Raw genomic sequence first — 23,205 nt, forward strand, 5'->3', positions numbered from 1 at the left:
AGGATCGAGAGCGTGACCACGACGATGCCCGGCTTCGGTGCGCAGCGCATCACGCAGCGCGGGCTCCGTGACCGCGTCTACGACCGGGTGCTCGACGTCCTGATGGGACACGACGTCGAACCCGGCATGCGCCTGTCGATCGACGGGCTCGCCCGGACGCTCGGCGTCTCCCCGACACCCGTGCGCGAGGCCCTCGTCCAGCTCGAACGCACCGGGCTCGTCGTGCGCGAGGCCAACAAGGGCTACCGGGTCGCCCCGCCACTGCAGGGGGACCAGCTCGAGGCGCTGTTCGACGCCCGGCTCATCATCGAGAGCGGCGCCGTCGAACTCGCCGCCCGCGGGGACGTCGCCGCGCTGCGTGCCCGGCTCGGGTCGGCGCTGGCCGAGCAGTCGGCCGTGGTCGAGGAGATCGCCGTCGTCGGGGTGGCAGCGGCGTCGGAGGAGCTGATGGCGCGGTTCTTCCGCAGCGACTGGCAGTTCCACCAGGTGCTCTTCGACGCGACACGCAACCCGTTCCTGCAGGAGATGTCCGAGGTCATCACGACCCGGGTGCACCGGATGCGCCAGATCGTGGAGGGCGGGGACGACGACACCGACCGGGCCGTGCACGAGCACCGGGCGATCGTCGACGCCCTGGCGGTGGACCCCGCGTCCGCCGTCGAGGCGATGCGCGTGCACATCGACGCCGTGCGGCTGCGGTCGCGGGCGGACGCGTCGCACGGGGGCTGAACCAGGCGGACGCCCGTGCCGAGGTTCGGGTCAGCGGCACGGGCGTCCTGATCCTCCGAGCCCGGTCTTCTTCGGAGCCCCCGGACGGGGGGTTTGGTCGATTGTTGAACACGGCGGTTGCGCGATCCTGCTGACCGGGTATCTTTCCTATAGGAAAGAGGTTCGACGACGAGCCGCGACATGCGAAGGAGCATCCCCGTGAACCACGCACAGGACTGGGTCCAGCAGGACTGGGACACGACGACCTGGACCGCCGAGACGTGGCCGATCGCCGCCTGTCTCCACGGGTTCCCGGCCGTCGGGACCGACGGGGTCGCGGTGCACGACGCCGCTCCCGAGGTCTGGGACGACATCCTCGGGCAGGTGGCGGCCGCGGGCTTCTCGCTCGCCGAGGTCGCTGACAGCCACATCCGCCCCGCGGACCTCGAGCCCGCACGCCGCGACGAGTTCCTGGCGATCGCGCGGTCGCACGGCGTCGGGATCCCGTCGGTGCACCTGCAGCGCCGCAGTGTGATCCAGCCCGGGCACGAGGAGGACAACCTCGCGTACGCGCACCGCACGATCGACGCGGCGGCCGAGTGGGGCATGCAGGTCTTCTCGACGGGGCTGCACCAGCCGTTCAACGACGCCCAGAAGCGCGCGCTCTGGTTCTGGACCGCGCAGGGCCCGAAGGACCCCGACGACCCCGAGGTGTGGCAGGCCGCGGTGTCCCGGCTCCGCGAACTCGGTGAGCACGCGGCGTCGGTCGGGCTCCCGATGGCGCTCGAGATGTACGAGGACACCTACCTCGGCACCGCGGACAGCGCCGTGCGCCTGATCGAGGACATCGGCCTGGACACCGTCGGCCTGAACGCGGACGTGGCGAACCTGATCCGCCTGCACCGCCCGGTCGAGGACTGGAAGGAGCTGTTCGCCAAGACGCTCCCGTACACGAACTACCTGCACGTGAAGAACTACACGCGGGACGAGGCGGGCGACGGGAGCTGGGCGACGAGCGTGCCGAGCACCATGGAGACCGGGCTCATCAACTACCGCCAGGTGCTCCGCGACGCCGTCGCGAACGGCTTCCGCGGCATCCTCATGACCGAGCAGTACGGCGGGGACAGCCTCGGCGTCTGCGCCACGAACCAGCGCTACATCCGGTCGGTCCTCGCCACCGCGAAGTTCGGCGAGACCACCGGCACCACCCGCACCAGCACCGCCACCACCACTGAAGGAGCAGTTCGATGAGCACCCTCGACATCGCCGTCGTCGGATCCGGCTACATGGGCGGCGGGATCGCCCAGGTCCTCGCGCTCGCCGGCCACACCGTCCGCATCGCCGACGTCTCGGGCGAGATCGCCCGGCAGAACCTCGACCGCCTGCTCGTCGAGACGCAGCAGTTCGTCGACGACGGGCTCTTCCCGGCCGACGCCGTCGAGCGGGTCCGCGAGCACCTCAGTGCCGCGGAGAGCATCGAGGACGCCGTCGCCACGGCCGACTTCATCGAGGAGGCCGTGCCCGAGAAGCTCGCGATCAAGCACGAGACCCTCCGACGCATCACGGCTGCCGCTCGTCCCGACGCGGTGATCGGCTCGAACACGTCGACGATCCTCATCGAGTCCCTCGCCGAGGCCGTCACCGGTCCCGAGCGGTTCCTCGGGGTGCACTTCTCCAACCCCGCGCCGTTCATCCCGGGCGTCGAGCTCATCCCGCACCCGACCACCGGGGACCACGCGGTCCAGGTCGCCGAGGCCGTCGTCGCCGCGACCGGCAAGCAGTCGGCGCGGGTGAAGGACTCCACCGGGTTCGTGCTGAACCGCCTGCAGTACGCCCTGTTCGAGGAGGCGACGAAGATCGCCGACGAGGGCATCGCGACCCCCGACGACATCGACACGATCGTCCGGACGACGTTCGGGTTCCGCCTGCCGTTCTTCGGCCCGTTCGCGATCGCCGACATGGCCGGGCTCGACGTCTACGCGTTCTGCTTCGAGTCGCTGCAGACCCGCTGGCCGGAGCGCTTCGCCACGCCGTCGTCGCTGCAGCAGCACGTCGACGCCGGGGAGCTCGGCACGAAGTCCGGCGCCGGGTACCTGCAGGTGCCGGCCGACCGCACACCGGAGCTCGTCGCCTACCGCAACCATGCCTACGTCGCCATGCAGAAGCTCCTCGACGAGCTCGGCCCGGCACCGATCCACTGAGGGCGGCGACCATGACCACCGAGCAGCACCAGCGCCGCACGGTCGTCCTCACCGGGGCAGCGTCCCCGCGGGGCATCGGCCGCGCCACCGCACACCACCTGGCCGAGGCCGGCTGGGACGTCGGCGTCATCGACCTCGACCACGACGCGTCCCAGGCCGTCGCCGCCGAGGTCCGTGACGCCCACGGGGTCCGGGCCGTGGGCGTCGGGGCCGACGTCAGCGAGGAGACCGCCGTGCGCGCCGCCTTCGACACGATCGAGGCCGAGCTCTCGCCGCTCGTCGCCCTCGTGAACCTGGCGGGCGTCTCGTCGGCGCACGCCTACCTCGACCTGCCGCCCGGGGAGTGGCACCGCGTGCTGTCGATCAACCTCGACGGCGTGCACTTCGCGAGCCTGCGGGCGGCGGAGTCGATGGTGCGGAACGGGTACGGCCGGATCGTCAACCTGTCGTCGGTCTCCGCGCAGCGCGGCGGCGGCACGTTCAGCAAGACGCCGTACACCGTGGCGAAGGCCGGGGTGATCGGGCTGACCCGTGGTCTGGCCCGCGAGCTCGGCCCGCACGGGGTGACCGTCAACGCGATCGCCCCCGGACCGATCGACACCGACATCATGGGCGGGACCCTCACCGAGGAGCGCAAGACGGCCATGGCGGCCGACGGCGTGCTGCCCCGGATCGGCACCCCGCGCGACATCGCGGCCGCGGTCGCGTACCTGATCGGCGAGGACGCCGGGTTCGTCACGGGCCAGACGCTCAACGTCGACGGCGGCCTCTACATGCACTAGGGCCGAGCGCCCTCCACCCACACCGTGCTCGCAAAGGAGCGAACCCGTGTCACTTCCCCCTGCCCCCGCGCTCGGGTCGACGAACGACCCCGGCCTGAAGTCCGCCATCGGCAAGGCGACGAAGCACCTCATGCCGATGCTCGTGATCCTGTACTTCGTCGCCTTCCTCGACCGCACGAACGTCGGGTTCGCCGAGGAGGCCCTGAGCGTCGACCGCGGCATCTCGGACGCCGCCTTCGCCCTCGGCGCCGGCATCTTCTTCATCGGCTACGCGATCTTCGAGATCCCGTCGAACCTGCTGCTCAAGCGGTTCGGCGCCCGCTTCTGGCTCGCCCGCATCGCGATCACGTGGGGCATCGTCGCCGCGCTGTTCGCCTTCACGACGAACGACACGATGTTCATCGTGCTGCGGTTCATCCTCGGCGTGACCGAGGCTGGCCTGTTCCCCGGCGTGATCATGTACCTGTCCGAGTGGTTCCCGAACAAGGTCCGCGTGCGGATGTTCGCGATCTTCTACCTGGCGCAGCCGTTCTCGCAGATGATCGGCGCCCCGCTCTCCGGCGGCCTGATCAGCGTCGGCGACGAGGTCACCCCGTTCCACGGCTGGCAGGTGATGTTCGCTGGTGAGGGCATCCTCGCGGTGCTCGCCGGCGTCGCGGCGGTGGTCTTCCTGACGAACAGTCCGCAGCAGGCGAAGTGGCTGGAACCGGGGGAGAAGGCGTCCCTGACCGCGGCCATGGAGCGCGAGGACTCCGCCCGCACCGAGGACGGCCCGACGGGCATCTGGAAGGCGATGGCGAGCGGCCGCGTCTGGTACTTCACGATCATCTACTTCTGCCTGCAGGTGGCCGTCTACGGCACCACGTTCTACCTGCCGCAGCAGGTGTCCTCGCTCCTCGGGCAGGACGTCGGCTGGCAGGTCGGGCTCGTCACCGCGATCCCGTGGCTGGTGGGCCTGGTCGCCTGCTACCTCATCGGTTCACGCGCCGACACCGTGACGCGGCGGCGCCGCTGGGGCACGCTGTTCTACGTCACGACGGGCCTGTCGATCCTCGGGTCGGCGTGGGCGGGGGCGAACGGGCAGCCCGTCCTCGGCATCGTCTTCATCACCCTGGCCGTCGCGAGCTTCCTGTCCGTCGGCCCGATCACGTGGGCGTACCCGACGGCGTTCCTCACCGGGGCCGCCGCGGCTGCGGGCATCGGCCTGATCAACTCGCTCGGCAACCTCGGTGGGTTCGTCGCCCCGATCATGCGCACCGCGATCAACGAGGTGGTCCCGACCGACAGCGGCGCGTTCGGCATCGTCTCGCTCGGCGTGCTCGCCTTCGTTGCCGCGGTGATGATCGCCTGCACGAAGTTCTTCCGGGGTTCCCGGGCGGACGACCTGCTCGACACGTCCCACGTCCGCACGACCGACACAGGAGCACGACCATGACCCGGTTGTTCAACGACCCGGCGGACTTCGCCGACGAGATGGTCGACGGGTTCGTCGCGGCGAACCAGTCCCGTGTCCGCAAGGTCCACGGCGGCGTCGCCCGCTCCACGGTGAGCCCGGACGGCACGGTCGCCCTGGTCATCGGTGGCGGTTCCGGCCACTACCCGGCGTTCGGTGGTCTCGTGGGGCACGGGCTCGCGGCCGGCGCGGCGATGGGGAACCTGTTCGCCAGCCCGTCCGCGCAGCAGGTCACCGCGGTCGCGACGGCGTCCGAGCACGGCGGCGGGGTGCTGCTGTCCTACGGCAACTACGCCGGCGACGTCCTGAACTTCGACGCCGCCGAACGTGCCCTGCGGGATGCGGGGATCGAGGTCCGCACGGTCCGTGTCACCGACGACGTCGCCTCCGCACCCAGCACCCGAACCCACGAGCGTCGGGGGATCGCGGGGGACCTCTGCGTCTTCAAGGTCGCTGGTGCCGCTGCGGAGCAGGGCATGACCCTGGACGAGGTGACGGCGATCGCGGAGCGTGCGAACGAGCGGACCCGGTCCTTCGGGGTCGCGTTCTCCGGTTGCTCCCTCCCGGGCGCCGAGGAGCCCCTGTTCACGGTCCCCGAGGGGCGCATGGCGATCGGGATGGGCATCCACGGCGAACGCGGCATCGACGAAGCCGACGTCCCCAGCGCCGCGGACCTGGCCCGTCTCCTGGTGGAGCGCCTGCTCGACGAGGTCCCGTCCGGCGTGGAGCTGCCGGGGGCGCACGTCGTGCCGATCCTGAACGGGCTGGGCAGCGTGAAGTACGAGGAGCTCTTCGTCGTCTACGCCACCGTCCAGCGCCTGCTCGAGGACGCGGGCGCGGTGGTCGTGGAACCCGAGGTCGGGGAACTCGTCACGAGCTTCGACATGGCCGGGGTCTCCCTGACCCTGTTCTGGCTCGACGCGGAACTCGAAGCGCTGTGGGCAGCGCCGGCGGACACCCCCGCGTACCGCAAGGGCGGCGCGGTCCCACAGGAGCGCCTGCCCGAGGACGTCCTCACCGCAGACGTCGCCCCGCCGATCGGACCCGCCTCCGACGCCTCCCGCACCTCCGCCCAGCGGCTGGTCGAGGTCGTCGCCGCCGTGCGTCGGGTGGTCGACGAGCACGCCGACGAGCTCGGGAGGATGGACGCGGTCGCCGGTGACGGGGACCACGGCATCGGCATGCAACGTGGCTCCACGGCCGCGGACGCGGCCGCCCGGGACGCCGCAACGCGTGGTGCTGGGGCCGGCAGCGTCCTCGCGATCGCGGGGGACGCCTGGTCGGACAAGGCCGGTGGCACCTCCGGCGCGATCTGGGGCGCCGCCCTGGAGGCGCTGGGTCGCGTCCTCGGCGACACCGACCGGCCCCACCCGGCCACCGTCCAGACCGCGGTGCACGCCGCCACCGACGCCGTCCTCGCCTTCGGCGCGGTCGTCGGCGACAAGACCATGGTCGACGCCCTCGTCCCCTTCGACGCGGTGCTGTCCGAGCGCATCGACGCCGGGGTCCCGCTCCGCGATGCCTGGCGGGCCGCCGCGGACGCCGCGCAGGAGGCAGCCGACGGCACCGCCGCGCTGCTGCCGCGGATGGGACGGGCCCGGACGCACGCCGAGCACGCCGTGGGCACACCGGACCCCGGTGCCGTGTCGTTCGCGCTCATCGTGGACGCGGTCGCTGCGTGCTGACGATCGGCGTCTCGCTGAAGATGTACCTCGGCCACGCCCGCACGGTCGCGTGGGCCGAGGCGGTCGCCGACGTCGCCCGGACGCACCCGGCGCTGACCGATGGCGTTGCCGAGCTCTTCGTCGCGCCGACCTTCCCGGCACTCGTGCCCGTCCGGCAGGCGCTCGCGGGGTCGGGCGTCCTGCTCGCGGCACAGGACCTCGCGACCGCCGACGAGGGTGCCTTCACCGGGGAGGTCTCCGGGCGCGAGCTCGCGGAGATCGGCGTCGACCTCGTCGAGATCGGCCACGCGGAACGGCGCGCGCTGTTCCACGAGGACGACGCGACGGTCGCGGCGAAGGTGCGCGCCGCGTTCCGCAACCACCTGCGACCGCTGGTGTGCGTCGGGGAGCCGAGCCGAGCCTCCGTCCCGGAGACCATCGCCATGGTCACCGACCAGCTCGACCGTGCCCTCGCGCCCGCCGTGGCGGAGGGTGCCGTGGCTCCGGTCGTCGTCGCCTACGAACCGGTCTGGGCCATCGGGGCTGCGCAGCCGGCGCCGGACGACCACGTCGTCGAGGTGCTCGGCGGCGTCGAGGCCGCGCTGGCAGCCCGTCCGGCGCTCGCGGGGAGCGTCGTGGTCTACGGCGGCAGTGCCGGACCAGGGCTGCTGACCCGTGGGCGTGGGAGGATCGGCGGACTGTTCCTCGGCCGGTCCGCCCACGACCCGGAGGCGGTGCGGAGCGTCCTCGACGAGGCGCTGGCCCTGCGCCGCTGAGGTCGTCGACGGGCCTAGCTGGCGGGTGAGTGCTCGGAGTCGTCCGTGCGGCTCGTCTCGGCGTCGGCCTTGTCGTCCGCGTTGCTCGAACCGATGCCCTTGAGGTCCGAGCGGGTGTTGGCGTGGATCGGCTCGCTGTGCCCGAAGGTGCGCGCGGCCGCGCGGAGGCGTTCGACGAAGTCGCCGTCCTCGTCCTCGAGCTGGTCGTCGTCGGCGTCCTCGACCACGACCTCGCTGGTCGGGCCGATCAGGATCTTCGTGGTGGTGCGCGTGCCGTCCGGTGCGATGGCCGGCACCGCGACGGTGTCGGCACGGTCGCCGCCGGCGAGGGCGGCCGCGTACTCGATCACCGCGTCGGCGATGTCGTCGCCGGTCAGGATCGTGGTGTTGTCGTAGTGGATGTGCTTCATCGTTCCCTCCCTGTGACCATCTTGGCGCGGGATCAGGGCGCCGTCATCCAGTGACCGCGCGATCCGCACAGGACTCTGCGCGGCGGCGTCACTCCCGGGCGCCGGCGAGCCCGTGGTCGTTCGCGTAGACGACGAGCTGCACCCGGTCGCGCAGCCCGAGCTTGCCGAGCACGCTGCTGAGCTGCGTCTTCACGGTGGACTCGGTGACGAACTCGCGCGCCGAGATCTCGCTGTTCGACAGGCCCCGCGCGGCCCACCCGAAGACGATCCGCTCCCGCTCGGTCAGGGTGCCGAACTCGGCGGGCTGCGGGGTCGGTGCCCGTTCGACGTCCTGCCCGAACAGCTGCGCGAGGTCGTTCGGTGCGATCACCGAGCTGCCCTCGTGCACGGCCCGGACCGCGGCGAACAGGAACGACGGCGTCGCGTCCTTGAGCAGGAACCCGCTCGCGCCGAGCCGGATGGCGGTGGCGGCGGCGGGGTCGAGGCCGAACGTGGTGAGGACGATGACCCGGGGAAGGGGTTCCGGGAAGGCGCCGTCGAAGAGTCGGCGGACGGTCTCGAGGCCGTCGGTCCGGGGCATCCGCATGTCGAGCAGCACGATGTCCGGGTGCAGCTCGGTGACGAGGGTCAGGGCCTCGGCGCCGTCGGAGGCCTCGCCGACGACCTCCATGTCCTCCTGCGCGTCGAGGACCACGCGCAGGCCGGCACGGAACAGCGCCTGGTCGTCCGTCAACAGGATCCGGATGGGCGTGGTCACGGGGTGACTCCTTCGTCGAGGTCGAGCGGGATGCGGGCACGGGCGGCGAAGACGTCCTCGACGACGGCCGCGTCGAAGGAGCCGTCGAGGGCGGCGAGGCGGGACCGCATGCCGGCGATGCCCCGGCCCGAACCGCCGGTCGCGCCGGTGCCGACGACGTTCTCGACCTCGAGCACGACGTCGCCCGAGCGCCAGGTCTCGCGGACTGCGACCGGGCGGCCCGGGGCCCCGTGGCGCAGGGCGTTCGTGAGCATCTCCTGCAGCACCCGGCGGATCGCGGTGCCAGTGTCCGAGCGCATGGGCCGCGGGGTGCCGCGGACGGTGCGGTCGACCTCGACGCCGGCGTCCCGGATGCCCTGCACGATCTCCTCGAGCGAGCCCGGGTCGACGCGGTCGCCGGTGCCGTCGATGTGGCCGAGGACCTGGCGGACCTCGAGCAGGGAGCTGCGGGCGGTGCTGGCGATGGTGGCGCTGACCTCGCGGATGCGGGCCTCGTCGTGCAGGAACGGCACCGAGTCGGCCTGCGCGATGATGACGGCGAGGGAGTGACCGACGACGTCGTGGACGTCCCGGGCGATGGCACCGCGGATGCGTTCCGACTCGGCCTCGTCGACGGCGCGCGTCGCGACCTCCTCGGCCTGCACACGGAGTTCCGACTCGCGGACCCGGAGTGCGGACTCGCGGTTGCGCGACGTCAGCGACCGGACGGCCAGACCCGTCGCCCACACGACGAGCAGGGACGCGACCGGGGCGGCCAGGGCGATCAGTGCCTGGTCGAGGGGCCCGCTGATGAGCAGCGCGAACCGGTAGCCGGTGGTCGCGAGGTACACGGTCGCACCGACACCCGCGACGACGGCGATGACGCCCGACAGCACGACCTCGACCTTGTTGCCGACGATGACCGTCGTGCCGATGACGACGTAGAGCGCGATGTCGACCAGCGACGGCCGCTCGGACCCGATGACCTGCACGGCGCCGAGCACGACGACGGCGAACATCGAGCCGGACGGGGAGATCCGACGCACGGCGATGGCGACGACGGCGAGCACGACCGCCCAGGTGCTCGCCTGTTCCAGCTCGACGTCCACCGGGGCGATGAACACCAGGCCGGCGACGAGCCCGAGGGCCAGGTCGATGACGACGGAACCGGGCGCGAGTGCCCTGATGAACCCCCGCCGATCGGTCACCACGCGATCATCGCACGGGCGCGTCCGCTCGTCGCGAGCAGGGCAGCCGTGGCACTGCTCGCCAGCCCTGGCGCGGACATCAGCCGACCGGACCGGCCGGGGTGCCGACGGTGACGGTGACGACCCCGCGGGGGAGCGCGGAGCCGGACGACGACGACGACGGTGACGACGAGGACGGTGACGACGACATCGACGACGACGTGGTGGCCGTCGGGTGGCTGCCGTCGATCGCCCAGCACGCCGTCCCGATGACGACGACGATGGCGACGAGGGTGGCGGCGGTGCTCCTGGTGGTCCTGCTGGTCATGGGACAAGCGTCCGGCAGGGCACCCCACCCGGTCATCGTCCTGGCGGCCGAAGCCCCTCAGCCGCGCGGGTGAGATCGACTCAGGAGCCAGCCCCTGACGACCTCGACTCAGATGACGACCGACCCCAGCACGCGGTGCGCGATGGAGATCGACTCGCCCGACACCGCCGACAGCGGGGAGGACAGGAACCCGACCAGGTCGGCGATCTGCGTCGGGCTCGACTCCCCGCCGGCACCGCGCTGCACCTCGGCGCTGGGCTCGTCGGTGACCGTCCCCGGGTTGACGACGTTCACCGTGACGCCTGACCCGGCGACCTCGTCCGCCAGGTTCTTCGCGATGACGGTGACGGCCGTGTTCCGGAGCGAGGCCGTGATGTTGCCGGAGAGGTAGGCGTTCTGGCCGCTCACCACGACCACCCGGCCGAAGCCCGCGTCCCGCTGGGCCGGCAGCACGGCGTTCGCGACCCGCAGGAACCCGAGGGCCTTGCCGTCGACCGCCTGCGCGACCTGCTCCGGGTCGGACCGCTTCGCCGGGTCCAGCGTGCGGGCGCTCGGGGCAGCCGTCACGACCAGCACGTCGATGCGTCCGTGCTCGGCGAGCACCCGCGCGACCCCGGCGTCGACCGAGGCCTGGTCCGCGGTGTCCATCGCCACCGCGGAGGTCGCCGCCCCGGACGTGGCTGCCCCGGACGTCCCAGCCTCGGACATCCCGGCCCCCTCGTCGTCCGATGCGCTCCGCGATGCCACGACGACGGTCGCCCCCTCGGCCCGCAGGCGGTCCACCACGGCGGTACCGATGTAGCCCTTCCCACCGACGACGAGGGCGACACGGTCACTGAGCTGCAGGTCCATGCCTGCGACGCTAGCCCCCGGTGTCTCGACCGTCCGAGCGGTTCAGTGCGTGAAACGTACAGGTGCCGAACCGTTCGTTGCGTGAACCGTTCACTTCCTGAAACACTTCCGTCGTCCAACACGGACGGCAGGACGACGAGGAAGGCGGAACCAGGCATGCGCAGCACGTACCACGGGGCTCAGCGGAGCACCTCGCTCTCCGGCACCCACACCCGGGTCGGCCTCACCGCCCCCGCCGTGATCGCCGCCTACGTGAACGCCCGCATCGAGGACCCCTCGCTGCTCTCGGCACGACGCGAGCCGTCGTACGCCGACTTCTTCGCCGCCCACCAGGGCTGAGCGCCCACCAGCCTGAGCGCCCACCAGGCCTGAACACCCGGAGTCCATGACCCCATGCCGTTGACCGTCGTCCGCCGCGAGCACCACCACCTCTACACCCGCGAGCCCCGATCCACCGCCGCCCGCAGCGCCGTCGAGGCCATCCTCCGACTGCAGCACGCCGAGGAGCAGCAGATCGAGCACGCCCGCACCGAGAGCGGTCTGTCGAAGAACGAGTTCCTGGCCGTCCGGTACCTGCTCCAGGCACACCGCGACCACCGGTCCATGGGTCCGAAGGACCTCGCCGTGATGCTCGCCGTGTCGAACGCGTCGGTCACGAAGCTCGTCGACACCCTCGTCGAGAAGGGCGACCTCGTCCGCAGCGCCCACCCCACGGACCGGCGAGCACAGGTGCTCGAGCCGACCGAGCAGGCGGCCGCCAAGATCGACGCCTCGTACGCACGCTTCCACGAGGTGGTCGTCGAGGTCCTCGACCGGCTGCCCGCCGCTGAGAACGAGGTCGTCACGCGGGCGCTCGGCCAGGTGGTCGAGGCGCTCGCCGAGACGGTGCCGGAACCCGAGGACGAGTACACGGTCGCGGACAGCGCTCGCTGACGCGACCACGATCCGAGCCTGGAGGCTCCCCACGGGCCCGATGGGAGCCTCCCGTCTTCTTCCCCACCGGAAACCTTCCAGCGGTAAGTTGTCTGCATGACCGCCGCCGAGGACGCCGACGCCGCTCCGCGACGCGGGTACCGCAAGGGTGCCGAGCGGCGGGTGCAGATCCTCGACGAGATGATCCGGATGGTCGCCGAGCAGGGCGTCGATGCCTCGTCGCTGCGGTCCGTGGCCGAGGCACTCGGCATCACCCACGCCGCACTGCGGCACTACTTCCCCTCGCGCGACGACCTGCTGCTCGCGGTCTACCGGGAGCACGAGGTGCGCGAGCAGAACTCGCCGGACCGGTTGGCGTCGGCCATCGGCGACATGCGGGACAGCGCCAGGCGCAACCGCGAGGTGCCCGGGCTCGTGCAGCTCTACACGACCCTCGCCGCGGACGCCGTCGGCGAAGGACACCCGGCGACGAGTGACTTCATGCGCGAGCGCTTCGCGCGGCTGCGGTCGGAGCTCGCCGTGCTGATCCAGCGGGACCAGGACCTCGGGCGCATCCGGGGCGACCTCGACGCGACGGACCTGGCGTCCCTGAGCATCGCGGCGTCCGACGGGCTCCAGGTGCAGTGGCTGCTCGACCCGGACGCGGTCGACGGGGAGCGCGTGCTGCGGCTGCTCGAGCAGCTCGTGCCGCCGCCCGCGCCCTGACGCCCGCGTGCCCTGACGCCCGCGTGCTCTGACGCCCGCGTGCTCTGACGTCCCCGCACGTGCGTCGAGGGAGCAGGCGACGTCGGGTGCCCTGGGGCGACTCGACGTCGTCTGCTCCCTCGATGGGGGCGTGCCTGCGTCCTAGGCGGTCAGCACCGCGGCCGCGGGGTCGAAGTCCTCGGGCAGGGGCGGGATCGACGCCACGGTCGAGGTGATGTCGACGGCCGTGTGCGACTCGGCGGCGTCGCGGATGCCGAGCAGCACGTCGAGGACGTGCAGCGCGGTGGCACCCGAGGCGCGCTCGGGGCGGTCCTCGGCGATCGCGCGGGCGAGGTCGACGACCCCGGTGCCGCGGCCCCAGGTCGACCCGACGGCGGTGATCGTCTCGGGCTCGTCCTGGCCGTACCGCCACAGGGTGGAGTCACCCTCGAACGTGTTCGGGTCCGGGAGCGAGATCGTGCCGAGCGTGCCGTTGATCTCCACGAAGCCCTGGCGCGGCATCGCGTGCTGGAACGAGAACGTCGACTGTGCCGACTGCCCGCCGGCGAACTCGATGAGGGCCGCGTGGTGCGTGGGGACCTCGACCGGGAACGTCTCGCCTGCCCGGTCGCCGGACGCGATGGTCCGACGCTCGAGCGACTTCGACGACACGGCCTGCACGCGGGTGGCGGCACCGAGGGCGTGGACGAGCGTCGTCACGTAGTACGGACCCATGTCGAACAGCGGACCGGCACCCGTGGCGAACAGGAAGTCCGGGTTCGGGTGCCACGCCTCGGGACCGGGCACGTGGAACATCGTCGTCGCGGAGAGCGGCTCGCCGATGTCACCGCGGGCGATGGCCCGGAGCGCGGTCTGGATGCCGGCGCCGAGCACGGTGTCCGGCGCCGTCGCGACCCGGAGGCCCTTGGCCTTCGCGGACTCGAGCACCGCTGCGGCGGAGTCGTGGTCCGTGGCGATCGGCTTCTCGCTCCAGACGTGCTTGCCGGCGTCGATGATCTGCTGGTCGACCTCGGCGTGTGCGGCCGGGATCGTCAGGTTGATGACGATCTGGACGTCGTCGCGGGCCAGGAGCTCCTCGACCGACCCGGACGCCCCGACGCCGTACTCCGCTGCCTGGGCGGCGGCACGGTCGAGCAGGACGTCAGCGACGAAGCGGACCTCGACGTCGGCGAACTGCGTCAGGTTCGTCAGGTACTGCGTGGAGATGTTGCCGGCACCGATGATGCCGATCCCGACGCGGCTCACTTGTCGTTGTCCCCGAGCCAGGTGAGGGACTCGGCGATGCCCTCGAAGACGTCGCCCTTGTACGCGTCGAACTCGACGACGCGGATGGCCTGGGGTGCTGCGGCGAGGATCGACACCACGTCGACGTCGCCCTGGCCGGCGGGGGTCTGGTTCTCGAAGGCGCGCTGCAGGGCCTCGGGGACGATGAGGGCGCTCTCGGACGAGGGCAGGGCGTCGCGGATGTCGCCGTCGACCTGGCCGTCCTTCACGTGGATCGCGACGACGCGGTCGCCGAGGGAGCGGAGGACGGCGGGGGCGTCCGCGCCACCGACGGTCGCCCAGAAGGTGTCGACCTCGAGGACGGTCTCCGGGGCGAGCTGCTCGACGAAGAGCTCGTAGACCGTGCGGCCCTCGACCTTGTTCGTGAACTCCCACTGGTGGTTGTGGTACCCGAACTGCAGGCCACGGGCTGCGGCCTCGGCGGTGAGCTCGTTGACGCGGTCGGCGATCGCCTTGACGTCGTCGGCGGTCTGCCAGCGGTCGGTCGGGATGAAGGGGTCGATGACGGTGCGGATGCCGAGGCGCTCGGCGGCGTCCCAGATCGGGGCGGTGTCGGCGGCGTCGATCACGGCGACGTGGCCGGACGGGGCCTTCAGGCCGGTGGCGGCGAAGGCACGCTCGAGGTCGGCGGCACGTTCGACGAACGCGTAGGGCTCGACGTTCTCGTACCCGATCTCGCGCACGCGGGCGATGGCCGCATCGAGGTCGTCGGCGATGGCGTCTCGCAGCGAGTACAGCTGCACGGAGGTGATGGGCATTGCGCGGGGCTCCTTCGGTCCTGACTGGGCTGTGCTGACCCGTCGAGGACGCGATGCTCCGCGGCGAGATCGAGGACGACGCTACACCGAAAACCACCCGGTGTGTAGTTTTGTGTCGCTCGTGTCCGCGACGCGGGGCACCGGCGTCCGTACCCCGCGACGGTGGGCCGGCGTCCCGGGCGCGCGCCGAGCCTCCCGGGCTAGCGTGGACCGGTGCTCCACGACGCGACCCTGACCTTCGACAGCCCCGCCGGCCGCATCCGCGGCCAGCGCGACGACGGGGTGGTGCGGGTCCTCGGGATCCCGTACGCGCAGGCCGACCGCTTCCAGCCGCCGCAGCCCGTGCCGCCGTTCCCCGACGTGTTCGACGCGGACACCCCGTCGCCCCTCGCGCCGCAGTCGGCCTCCCCGGTCGTCGACCAGCTCCTGCACGTGGTCGAGGCCGAGGTCGACGAACACTGCCAGCGGCTCTCGATCACCCTGCCGGCCGACGTCGGCGACGACGAACGACTGCCGGTGATGGTCTGGGTGCACGGCGGCTCGTACGTCATCGGTGGCGGCGACCTGCCCATGAACGACCCGGTCGACCTGGTCACCGAGCAGCGGGTGGTCGTCGTGACCGTCACCTTCCGGCTCGGGGTGCTGGGCTTCCTCGGCGACGGTGAGCGGGTGCCGGCGAACCTCGGCCTGCTCGACCTCGTCGCGTCGCTCGGGTGGGTGCACGAGAACATCGCCGCGTTCGGCGGTGACCCCGAGAACGTCACCGTGTTCGGGCAGTCCGCCGGCGGTGACGCCGTCGCGCACCTGATGATCAGCGACGGCACCGAGGGGCTGTTCCACCGGGCGATCGTGCAGAGCGCGCCGCTCGGGCTGTCGCGAGGACGCTCCCGCATGAACCGCGCCATGGTGCGGACCATCGGCGCGGTCGGCCCGGACACGGCGCTCGAGGACCTGCTCGACCGACAGACCCGGGCGGAGCGGATCGCGATGCCGTTCGGCCTGCGCGGCGGGATGCCCTACGGCACGCAGTACGGCTTCGCGCCGCTGCCCGCGGAGCGCGACCTGGCGGATGCCTGGCGCCGGGTCGCTCCGCGCATCGACCTGATGATCGGGTCGGCCGCGGACGAGACCGCGATGTACGTGCCGGTGCTGCCGGTCGTGCGCCGGGTCGCCCGCAACCGGGTGGGTCGTGCGCTCGTGCGGTGGTGGCTCGTCCGCCCGCTGACCGAGGTGATCTACGGCCGTGATGCCCGTCGGTTCGCCGACCGGCACCGCGCCGGCGGCGGGACGGCGGTCCGCTACCGGTTGCTCCGCGGTGCGACGCGGCGGCCGACCGGCGCGGCGCACATGGGTGAGCTGCCGATGCTGCTCGGCCGGCGCGAGGCCTGGGCCGGCAGCACGTTCGTGTCCGAGCGCGACTGGCCCGAGGCCGAACGCCGCGGCCCCGGCATCCGAGCGATCTGGGCCGAGTTCGCGCGGACCGGACGGGTCACGGCGCCGAGCGACGAGACGCTGACGTTCGACCGCGGGTGACGCTGCCGGGCAGCCGGCGTCGGCGCCGGTCGGCACGTCCTCGCGGCACCCCCTGAACTGGCGGTATCCACGGTCGTTCCACCCCCGGAGAATCGGGGCATGCCCGTGTCCGCCGATCCCGACCTCCGTGCCCGCATCGTGGCCGCGGGGATCTTCGCGTACCGCGCCGCCGACTTCCACCAGGTCGGACCCGACGAGGTCGCCGTCCACGCCGACATCTCCATCGAGGAGTTCCGCCGCGTCTACCCGGTGTGGGAGCTCTTCATCGTGGCCGTCATCGACCGGTGGAACACCGCCACGCAGCAGGCCCTGCGCTCGATCGGCGAGCGTGAGGGCGCTGTCGCCTACATCCGGGCCCGCCTGGAGACCGGCGAGGGCGACCCCGCGCTGGTCCGCCTGCACCTGGCGCTGTTGAGTGCCGCGTCGACGCCGGGTCACGCCGCTGCCGGGTGGTTCCGCAAGCAGTACACGCTGGCGTTCGAGGACCTCACCGTCATGCTCGCCCGCGACGTCGTGATGGGGCGCGAGGCCCGTGGCACCGCCCCGAGGCACAGCGCCGAGCAGCTGCTCGCGCTGTACGAGGGGCTGCAGCTGCAGTCGTTGCTCCGTGACCAGGCAGACCTGCTCGCCGGGTACGACCGCGCCGTCGCACGGATGCGGGTCGGGTGGGCGAACGGCCCGGTCGCGCAGCCAGCTCGCTAGCTGTCCTCGCGCTGGCTGCCGTCGCGCTGCAACGCCAACCGCATCACCGACCGCCGGGTGGTCGGGTGCGTCACCTCGAGGAACCCCGCCGCGTCGAAGGCCGACCGCGGGCCGACGAACAGCTCACCCCAGATGTCCTCGACCCCGGGCGCCAGCTCCATCGGGTAGCCCTCGACCGCCCGGGCCCCGTGCCGCCGCGCGTGCTCGACCGCGCCCACGACCAGTGCATGGCTGACGCCCTGACGCCGGAACCCCTTCCGCACCACGAAGCACGCGATCGCCCAGACACCCTCGTCCGCGCGGTCCTCCTGCCGCCCCGCCCACTGCACCCGCGTCTTCCGGAAGCGGACGAACGCCGGCCGCGGTTCGACCACCGCCCAGCCGACCGGTTCACCGTCGCGGTAGGCCACGATCCCGGTCGTCGCCCGCGCCTCCGGGTCGTCGCACCCCGTCTCTGCCCGGAACCGCCGCGTCCGCTCCTCCACCGGCATGTCCGTGAAGGTCCGGTCGGAGGTCTTCAGCCACTGGCAGTGGCACCGCGCCGGGTCGCCGCGCTCGCCGAACACGCGGTCGAGGTCCTCCCACGGCACCTCGTTCGCCGGTCGGAACGTCGTCGCGCCGCCGCTGGTCGTCTCGCTCGTCGCCATCGGTGGCCCTCCCGTCGCCGGATGGCGCTCAGGGTAGTCCCGCACCAGCGGTGGACGACAGCGTCGGACAGGAGGCTCGGCGCGGCACGCGTGCGCTCGTGCGGCTTCCTGGGATGGTCGGGTCATGGAGTACACGGACTACGACACCCGGCTGGCGGCGTACGGCGTGGTCACGCACGAGGGCCGGGTGCTGCTGGCGATGCAGCGCTTCCCCGAGGCCGGGACCTGGGCGCTGCCCGGCGGCGGCGTCGAGTACGACGAAGGGGTCGAGCAGGCCGTCGTCCGCGAGTTCATGGAGGAGACCGGGTACGAGGTCGCCGTCGGGGGACTGCTCGGCGTGCGGCACCACCTGGTGCCCGCGGAGCGACGGATGCACGAGAACGGCCGACCGATGAAGGCCGTGCAGGTCGTGTTCCGCGTCCGGATCACCGGCGGTGCCCTGCGGGACGAGGCCGACGGCTCCACCGAGCGGGCGGACTGGATCCCGATCGCGGAGCTCCCGCACCACCGCCACGGTCTGGTCGTGCCGATCGCGCTCGGGTGGGCGGGCGCGCTCAGCTGAGTCACTCCGCGATGACGCTGAAGACGTTGCCGGAGGGATCGGTGAACCACGCGATGAGCGGGCCGCCCTTGCGGTTGACGCCCTTGGCGTCGGTCATGCCCTCGTACTGCAGGAACGTCACGCCCTTCGCGGTGAGCTCGTCGACCGCGGCGTCGACGTCGGGCACCGGGAAGTTGAGCACCGTGAAGGCCGCGGGCTCGTGCGCCGGACCCTTCGGGTAGGCCAACACCCACCTCCCGCCGCCGAGCTGGAGCGCGAGCATGCCGTGGTCCTCGGTGACCTCGAGCCCGAGGACGTCCTCGTAGAACGCCCTCGCCTCGGCTGGGTCCCGCACGGAGAACCCGCTGAACGCCTTCGTCGCGTCGATCGTCATGCCGACAGTGAACTCCTCTGGGAGGATGAGGGCGTGCGTACGGAGGGAACGGTCGACGACGCCGTCCGCCGCGCGGTCGAGCTGGCCGCGTCCGGGGAGCGCGTCGTGCTCGGGATCGCCGGACCCCCCGGCGCGGGCAAGTCGACCCTGGCCCGCCGCGTGGTCGTCGCCGTCGACGAGCACTTCAGCAGCGGCACCGCCGTGCAGGTGCCCATGGACGGCTTCCACCTGTCGAACGCCGCACTCGACCGCCTCGGCCGGCACGACCGCAAGGGCGCGATCGACACCTTCGACGCGGACGGGTACGTCGCCCTCGTCCGCCGACTGGTGCGTGCGGACGAACCCGTCGTGTGGGCCCCGGACTTCGACCGACGCGTCGACGAGCCCGTCGCGGGCAGCATCGCCGTGCCGCAGGCAGCCCGGCTCGTGGTCTCCGAGGGCAACTACCTGCTCGACGACTCCGCACCCTGGGACGCCCTGTCGGACCTGTTCACCGAGACCTGGTTCTGCGCGGTCGACGACGGGGTCCGCCTCGACCGCCTCGTCGGTCGGCACATGCGGCACGGGCGCGACCACGAGGCCGCGCGCACCTGGGCGGTGGAGGTCGACGGCGTCAACGCCACACGGGTCGCTGCCACGGTGAGCCGAGCCTCCCGGACCGTCCGGACCTGACCACCTGCGGGCCGCGACCCGCGCCACCTCGAGGAGCCACCATGACCATCGCCATCACCGGAGCGACCGGCAACATCGGCGGCGCCGTCGCCCGCGCGCTCGCCGCGGACGGCGTGCCGTTCCGGATGGTCGTGCGCGACCCCGCCCGTGCTCCGGAGCTGCCCGGGACCGAGGTGCGGACGGCGACGTTCGCGGATGCCGCAGCGTCGCGGGCGGCGCTCGAGGGCGTCGACCTGCTGCTCATGGTCTCGGGCGCGGAGGCCCAGGACCGGCTGGAGCAGCACCGGACCTTCGTGACGGCGGCTGCGGACGCGGGTGTCCGGCACGTCGTCTACACGTCGTTCATGGGCGCGGCGGAGGACGCCACCTTCACGCTCGGACGCGACCACTGGGCGACCGAGCAGGCGATCCGCGCGACCGACATGGCGCACACGTTCCTGCGGGACAGCTTCTACCTGGACTTCGTCGAGGACCTGGTCGGCGAGGACGGCGTGATCCGAGGTCCGGCGGGTGACGGCGCGATGGCGGCGGTCGCGCGCGCGGACGTCGCGCGGGTGGCGACGGCCGTCCTCCGGGACCCGGCGGCGCACCTCGACCGGACGTACGACCTGACCGGGCCGGCGGCGATCACGCTCGCCGAGGCGGCGTCGATCGTGAGTGCCGAGCGAGGTCGTGCCGTGCGGTACCAGCCGGAGACGATGGAGGAGGCCTACGCCTCGCGGGCGCGGTGGAACCCGGAGCCGTGGCAGGCGGACGCGTGGGTCAGCACGTACACGGCGATCGCGGAGGGGGCGCTCGCGCGGGTCACGGGAGACGTCGAGCGGGTGACGGGTCGGGCGCCGATGTCGTTGCGGGACGTCTTGCGCGCGGGGTGATCCGGGCCCGTCCTCTGCGGGCGCGTTCCTTCCCACATCGCGTGCGGTGGGAGGTCGTTCCGCGCGTGGTGGGTCGGAACGAATGACCGGCGACGCGCGATTCCACTCGCAACGCGCCATTCGACCGGCTCCGGACTGAGTTCTGCGCGCGGCTCAGGGCACCCGGCGCGCCGCCAGGGTTCCCACGACGCCGAGCACGAGCACCGCGACGAGCACGACGAGCAGCGGCGCCGTCCAGTCCCCGGTCGCACCGTGGAGCGCCCCGGCGACGATCGGGCCCGCGGACCCGAGCAGGTACCCGCCGCCCTGCACGAACGCCGACATCCGGCGGGCGTCGTCGTCGTTCGAGACGAGCCGGACGATGATGATGAAGATCACCGTGATGCCGCCGCCCTGGGCCGCACCGCCGAGGATCGACCACAGCAGCCACAGCTGCGGTGCGAACAGCAGCCCGAGGGGCATCGCGAGCCACAGGGTCCCGACGAGGGACAGGATCGCCCGGGGACGCCAGCGCGCGGCGAGCACCGGCACACCGAGCGCTCCGACGACCGCGAGGATCTGGAACACCGAGGAGCTCGCACCGGACGACGCCTTCGAGAAGCCGATCTCGTCGTGCAGCAGCGTCGGGATCCAGGCGGTCAGGGCGTAGTACGAGAAGGCCTGTCCACCGAAGGCGAACGTCAGACCGATCGTCACCCAGCGGGTCGGGCGGACGACGGAGACCCGGGTCGGCGCGGTCGTGGTGCGGACGGCACCGGTGTCGAGCACCTGGTCGATGGGCCCGGTGACCGGCAGTGGCTCGGCAGGTGCACCCGAGCGCGGGCCGAGCCAGGCGGCACGTGCACCCACCGTGTACGTCCACGCGAGGCCGGCGATCAGCGCGAACACACCCCACAGGGCGATGGCGACCGGCCAGCCCCACAGGTCGGCGATCGGGGCGGTGCCGAGCGAGGTCGTCATCGACCCCACGTTGAGCGCGGACGTGTAGACGCCGGTGACGATCCCGACGCGTTCCGGCGAGGTGTCGCGGCGGATGACCACCGGGACGACGACGTTGCCGATCGTGATGCCGATGCCGATCACCGCGGTGCCGATGAGCAGCGCGGCGGCACTCGGCAGCGACCGGATCACCGTGCCGACGAGCACGACGACGAGCGACAGCGACACCGCCCGCTCCGGGGTGGCCTTCGCGATCACCCAGCTCGCGAGCGGCGTCGCGAGGGCGAAGCAGAGCACGGGGATCGTCGTGAGCAGCCCCGCGACGGTCGTGGTGAGCCCGAGGTCCATCCGGACGTCCCCGATGACGGGTGCCGGCGCGACGATCGGCCCGCGGAAGTTCAGCGCGACCAGGACGATCGCGACCGGCAGGACCCAGCCCGCGCGGCGGACCAGCTCCCCCCTGGTGCTCACGCCCGGCCGGCGAGGTCGGAGGCGGACGTCCCGGCGGCGTCCGAGCCGGCGGCGTCCGACCCCGGGAGCAGGATCGGCAGCAGGTCGAGCGGGGTGGCGGCGGTCGCGATGGTGCCGACGGCCTCGGCGGGGGAGCCGTAGCCCCACTCGGCGAAGACGACGGGCACCCCGTGCACCGCTGCGCCCTCGACGTCGTGCAGCCGGTCGCCGACGAGCACCGGTCGGCTGATGTCGAACCCGCGGGCGTCGAGGCGCTTGAGCGCTTCCTCGACCACGTCGGCCTTCGACGACCGGACCTCGTCGTCGCTCGCACCCGTGATCACGTCGATGTCCCCGACGAGTCCGTAGTGGTCGAGGATGTACGTCGCCGGGGTCTCGGGCTTGCTCGTCGCGGTCGAGATCGGCAGGCCGGCCTGGTGCAGGGTGCGGAGCACGACGTCGATGCCGTCGAACATGCGGGAGTCGAGCGCCCCGTGCGAGAAGTAGTGCTCGCGGTACACGGCCAGGGTGCGGTCGGCGAGCTCGTCGTCCATGCCCATCGCGATGTGGAAGGTGTCGAGGATCGGCGGGCCGACGAACGACATCATCGTCGCGTGGTCGGGGACGGGCACCCCGACCTGGCGGAACGTGTACGTCAGGCTCTCGAGGATGCCCGGCGCCGAGTCGCTGATGGTGCCGTCGAGGTCGAAGAGGATGGCGCTGAACGGGCTGGTCATGTCAGGACCAGCCTAACCGGGGCAGTGGAGGCGACCGTCAGCGGGGCGGGACGTGCGCTGTGGAGCCGGGTCGAGCCTCCTGGCCGGAGGCTGTTCCTTCCCGTCACGGCCGCGCTGGCAGGCGGGATCGCGCGTTGCGGGTGGGAAGGAACGACCGCCCACGCGCGATTCCACTCGCCACGCGCGGAAGGACCCGCGGCGCGCAAGACGACCCGCTACGCGCGCCGGGAACCCTCAGAACAAGCGGGTGTGCCCGCCCTCGATGCCGCGCATCGCGTCGTAGTCGAGCACCAGCACGCGGATGCCGCGGTCCTCGGCGAGGGTGCGGGCCTGCGGCGCCACGGTCTGCGCCGCGAGGACACCCTGCACCGGACGCAGCATCGGGTCGCGGTTCATCAGCTCGAGGTACCGCGTGAGCTGCTCGACCGCGTCGATGTTGGCGTTCCGCTTCATCTCCACGGCGACGCTCGCACCGGCGTCGTCCCGCGCCAGGATGTCGACCGGCCCGATGGCGGTCATGTACTCGCGACGGACGAGCGTGTGCCCGTCGCCGAGGAGCTCGATCTGCTCGGACAGGAGCTGTTGCAGGTGGGCCTCGACCCCGTCCTTGACCAGCCCCGGGTCGACGCCGAGGTCGTGGGTCTGGTCGGCGATGACCTCGTGGATGCTGACCACGAGCTTGTCCTGGGTCTTCTTCTGGGTGACCGTCCAGACCTGCTCGATGCCGGCGGAGGCCTGGTCCTCGGAGGGCTCACCGATCTCGATCGAGCACGGCGGGCTCATCCAGTTCAGCGGCTTGTAGCTGCCGCCGTCCGAGTGGACGAGCAGCGAGCCGTCCGCCTTGAGCATGAGGAGCCGGGTCGCGAGGGGCAGGTGAGCCGCGAGGCGACCGGCGTAGTCGACGGAGCAACGGGCGATGACGAGACGCACCCGGGAAG

The 23,205-nt window shown here is 72.2% G+C and carries 27 protein-coding genes; 15 read left to right on the forward strand and 12 right to left on the reverse strand.

Annotation, left to right across the window (positions count from 1 at the left end):
- Positions 1-12: 12 nt before the first annotated feature.
- The 7 genes from OVA28_RS04190 to OVA28_RS04220 all read left to right on the forward strand — a co-directional run bounded on the left by OVA28_RS04190 (position 13) and on the right by OVA28_RS04220 (position 7,584).
- Positions 13-729, forward strand: a complete 717-nt coding sequence (locus OVA28_RS04190) for a GntR family transcriptional regulator (protein ID WP_194659611.1) — start codon at positions 13-15, stop codon at positions 727-729.
- A gap of 198 nt (positions 730-927) precedes the next feature.
- The gene (locus OVA28_RS04195) at positions 928-1,959 is read left to right on the forward strand and encodes a sugar phosphate isomerase/epimerase family protein (protein ID WP_268095866.1); all 1,032 of its coding nucleotides are present in this window, start codon (positions 928-930) and stop codon (positions 1,957-1,959) included.
- Entirely contained in the window at positions 1,956-2,909 is a 954-nt protein-coding gene (locus tag OVA28_RS04200) for a 3-hydroxyacyl-CoA dehydrogenase family protein (protein WP_268095867.1), read from the forward strand. Before OVA28_RS04195 ends, OVA28_RS04200 begins: the two co-directional genes overlap by 4 nt.
- A gap of 11 nt (positions 2,910-2,920) precedes the next feature.
- Positions 2,921-3,691, forward strand: a complete 771-nt coding sequence (locus OVA28_RS04205) for an SDR family NAD(P)-dependent oxidoreductase (RefSeq protein WP_268095868.1) — start codon at positions 2,921-2,923, stop codon at positions 3,689-3,691.
- A 46-nt stretch (positions 3,692-3,737) separates the two neighbouring features.
- Positions 3,738-5,126 carry an MFS transporter gene (locus OVA28_RS04210; RefSeq protein ID WP_194659615.1) on the forward strand — a complete coding sequence of 463 codons (1,389 nt, stop codon included), beginning with the start codon at positions 3,738-3,740 and terminating at the stop codon, positions 5,124-5,126.
- The gene (locus OVA28_RS04215) at positions 5,123-6,829 is read left to right on the forward strand and encodes a dihydroxyacetone kinase family protein (protein ID WP_268095869.1); all 1,707 of its coding nucleotides are present in this window, start codon (positions 5,123-5,125) and stop codon (positions 6,827-6,829) included. Before OVA28_RS04210 ends, OVA28_RS04215 begins: the two co-directional genes overlap by 4 nt.
- On the forward strand, positions 6,823-7,584 hold the full coding sequence (locus OVA28_RS04220) for a triose-phosphate isomerase family protein (RefSeq protein WP_268095870.1): 762 nt from the start codon (positions 6,823-6,825) through the stop codon (positions 7,582-7,584). The genes OVA28_RS04215 and OVA28_RS04220 overlap by 7 nt, the downstream gene beginning before the upstream one ends.
- 14 nt (positions 7,585-7,598) lie before the next feature.
- On the opposite strand, the gene OVA28_RS04225 is transcribed toward OVA28_RS04220, so the two are convergent.
- The 5 genes from OVA28_RS04225 to OVA28_RS04245 all read right to left on the reverse strand — a co-directional run bounded on the left by OVA28_RS04225 (position 7,599) and on the right by OVA28_RS04245 (position 11,097).
- Positions 7,599-7,994: a hypothetical protein gene (locus tag OVA28_RS04225; protein ID WP_268095871.1), complete on the reverse strand. Its 396-nt coding sequence runs from the start codon at positions 7,992-7,994 to the stop codon at positions 7,599-7,601.
- 88 nt (positions 7,995-8,082) lie between these two features.
- On the reverse strand, positions 8,083-8,751 hold the full coding sequence (locus OVA28_RS04230; RefSeq protein WP_194659618.1) for a response regulator: 669 nt from the start codon (positions 8,749-8,751) through the stop codon (positions 8,083-8,085).
- On the reverse strand, positions 8,748-9,938 hold the full coding sequence (locus OVA28_RS04235; protein ID WP_268095872.1) for a sensor histidine kinase: 1,191 nt from the start codon (positions 9,936-9,938) through the stop codon (positions 8,748-8,750). Before OVA28_RS04235 ends, OVA28_RS04230 begins: the two co-directional genes overlap by 4 nt.
- Positions 9,939-10,017: 79 nt before the next feature.
- Positions 10,018-10,245 carry a hypothetical protein gene (locus OVA28_RS04240; RefSeq protein ID WP_268095873.1) on the reverse strand — a complete coding sequence of 76 codons (228 nt, stop codon included), beginning with the start codon at positions 10,243-10,245 and terminating at the stop codon, positions 10,018-10,020.
- A 108-nt stretch (positions 10,246-10,353) separates the two neighbouring features.
- Complete coding sequence (locus OVA28_RS04245) at positions 10,354-11,097, reverse strand: SDR family NAD(P)-dependent oxidoreductase (protein WP_268095874.1); 744 nt, start codon at positions 11,095-11,097, stop codon at positions 10,354-10,356.
- A 156-nt stretch (positions 11,098-11,253) separates the two neighbouring features.
- Here OVA28_RS04245 and OVA28_RS04250 point away from each other — a divergent pair, with 156 nt between their 5' ends.
- The 3 genes from OVA28_RS04250 (at position 11,254) to OVA28_RS04260 (ending at position 12,735) form a co-directional block, all read left to right on the forward strand.
- On the forward strand, positions 11,254-11,436 hold the full coding sequence (locus tag OVA28_RS04250) for a hypothetical protein (RefSeq protein ID WP_267423348.1): 183 nt from the start codon (positions 11,254-11,256) through the stop codon (positions 11,434-11,436).
- Between the two features lie 54 nt (positions 11,437-11,490).
- Positions 11,491-12,030 carry a MarR family winged helix-turn-helix transcriptional regulator gene (locus tag OVA28_RS04255; protein WP_194659622.1) on the forward strand — a complete coding sequence of 180 codons (540 nt, stop codon included), beginning with the start codon at positions 11,491-11,493 and terminating at the stop codon, positions 12,028-12,030.
- A gap of 96 nt (positions 12,031-12,126) precedes the next feature.
- Positions 12,127-12,735 carry a TetR/AcrR family transcriptional regulator gene (locus OVA28_RS04260; protein WP_268095875.1) on the forward strand — a complete coding sequence of 203 codons (609 nt, stop codon included), beginning with the start codon at positions 12,127-12,129 and terminating at the stop codon, positions 12,733-12,735.
- Positions 12,736-12,876: 141 nt separating this feature from the next.
- Here OVA28_RS04260 and OVA28_RS04265 read toward each other — a convergent pair whose 3' ends face one another.
- Complete coding sequence (locus tag OVA28_RS04265) at positions 12,877-13,980, reverse strand: Gfo/Idh/MocA family protein (protein WP_194659624.1); 1,104 nt, start codon at positions 13,978-13,980, stop codon at positions 12,877-12,879.
- Entirely contained in the window at positions 13,977-14,777 is an 801-nt protein-coding gene (locus OVA28_RS04270) for a sugar phosphate isomerase/epimerase family protein (protein ID WP_194659625.1), read from the reverse strand. The genes OVA28_RS04265 and OVA28_RS04270 overlap by 4 nt, the downstream gene beginning before the upstream one ends.
- A 213-nt stretch (positions 14,778-14,990) precedes the next feature.
- On the opposite strand from OVA28_RS04270, the gene OVA28_RS04275 reads away from it, so the two are divergent.
- A complete protein-coding gene (locus OVA28_RS04275) occupies positions 14,991-16,310 on the forward strand; it encodes a carboxylesterase family protein (RefSeq protein ID WP_268095876.1) in 1,320 nt (439 codons plus the stop codon).
- Between the two features lie 99 nt (positions 16,311-16,409).
- Positions 16,410-17,012: a hypothetical protein gene (locus tag OVA28_RS04280; protein ID WP_268095877.1), complete on the forward strand. Its 603-nt coding sequence runs from the start codon at positions 16,410-16,412 to the stop codon at positions 17,010-17,012.
- On the opposite strand, the gene OVA28_RS04285 is transcribed toward OVA28_RS04280, so the two are convergent.
- On the reverse strand, positions 17,009-17,659 hold the full coding sequence (locus OVA28_RS04285) for a GNAT family N-acetyltransferase (RefSeq protein WP_268095878.1): 651 nt from the start codon (positions 17,657-17,659) through the stop codon (positions 17,009-17,011). The genes OVA28_RS04280 and OVA28_RS04285 overlap by 4 nt on opposite strands.
- Before the next feature lie 124 nt (positions 17,660-17,783).
- Here OVA28_RS04285 and OVA28_RS04290 point away from each other — a divergent pair, with 124 nt between their 5' ends.
- The gene (locus OVA28_RS04290; protein WP_071278688.1) at positions 17,784-18,221 is read left to right on the forward strand and encodes an NUDIX hydrolase; all 438 of its coding nucleotides are present in this window, start codon (positions 17,784-17,786) and stop codon (positions 18,219-18,221) included.
- Position 18,222: 1 nt separating this feature from the next.
- Here the strand turns inward: OVA28_RS04290 and OVA28_RS04295 are convergent, their stop codons facing one another.
- Complete coding sequence (locus OVA28_RS04295) at positions 18,223-18,594, reverse strand: VOC family protein (protein ID WP_194659629.1); 372 nt, start codon at positions 18,592-18,594, stop codon at positions 18,223-18,225.
- A gap of 33 nt (positions 18,595-18,627) precedes the next feature.
- On the opposite strand from OVA28_RS04295, the gene OVA28_RS04300 reads away from it, so the two are divergent.
- Complete coding sequence (locus OVA28_RS04300) at positions 18,628-19,266, forward strand: nucleoside/nucleotide kinase family protein (protein ID WP_268095879.1); 639 nt, start codon at positions 18,628-18,630, stop codon at positions 19,264-19,266.
- Between the two features lie 41 nt (positions 19,267-19,307).
- Complete coding sequence (locus OVA28_RS04305) at positions 19,308-20,141, forward strand: SDR family oxidoreductase (protein WP_268095880.1); 834 nt, start codon at positions 19,308-19,310, stop codon at positions 20,139-20,141.
- Between the two features lie 153 nt (positions 20,142-20,294).
- Here the strand turns inward: OVA28_RS04305 and OVA28_RS04310 are convergent, their stop codons facing one another.
- The 3 genes from OVA28_RS04310 to nucS all read right to left on the reverse strand — a co-directional run bounded on the left by OVA28_RS04310 (position 20,295) and on the right by nucS (position 23,197).
- The gene (locus tag OVA28_RS04310) at positions 20,295-21,551 is read right to left on the reverse strand and encodes an MFS transporter (protein ID WP_268095881.1); all 1,257 of its coding nucleotides are present in this window, start codon (positions 21,549-21,551) and stop codon (positions 20,295-20,297) included.
- Entirely contained in the window at positions 21,548-22,267 is a 720-nt protein-coding gene (locus tag OVA28_RS04315) for an HAD hydrolase-like protein (protein WP_268095883.1), read from the reverse strand. The genes OVA28_RS04310 and OVA28_RS04315 overlap by 4 nt, the downstream gene beginning before the upstream one ends.
- A 234-nt stretch (positions 22,268-22,501) precedes the next feature.
- On the reverse strand, positions 22,502-23,197 hold the full coding sequence (gene nucS / locus OVA28_RS04320; RefSeq protein ID WP_071278704.1) for an endonuclease NucS: 696 nt from the start codon (positions 23,195-23,197) through the stop codon (positions 22,502-22,504).
- Positions 23,198-23,205 lie beyond the last annotated feature (8 nt).

The organism is Curtobacterium sp. SL109 (genome assembly GCF_026672405.1).
Taxonomy (GTDB): domain Bacteria; phylum Actinomycetota; class Actinomycetes; order Actinomycetales; family Microbacteriaceae; genus Curtobacterium.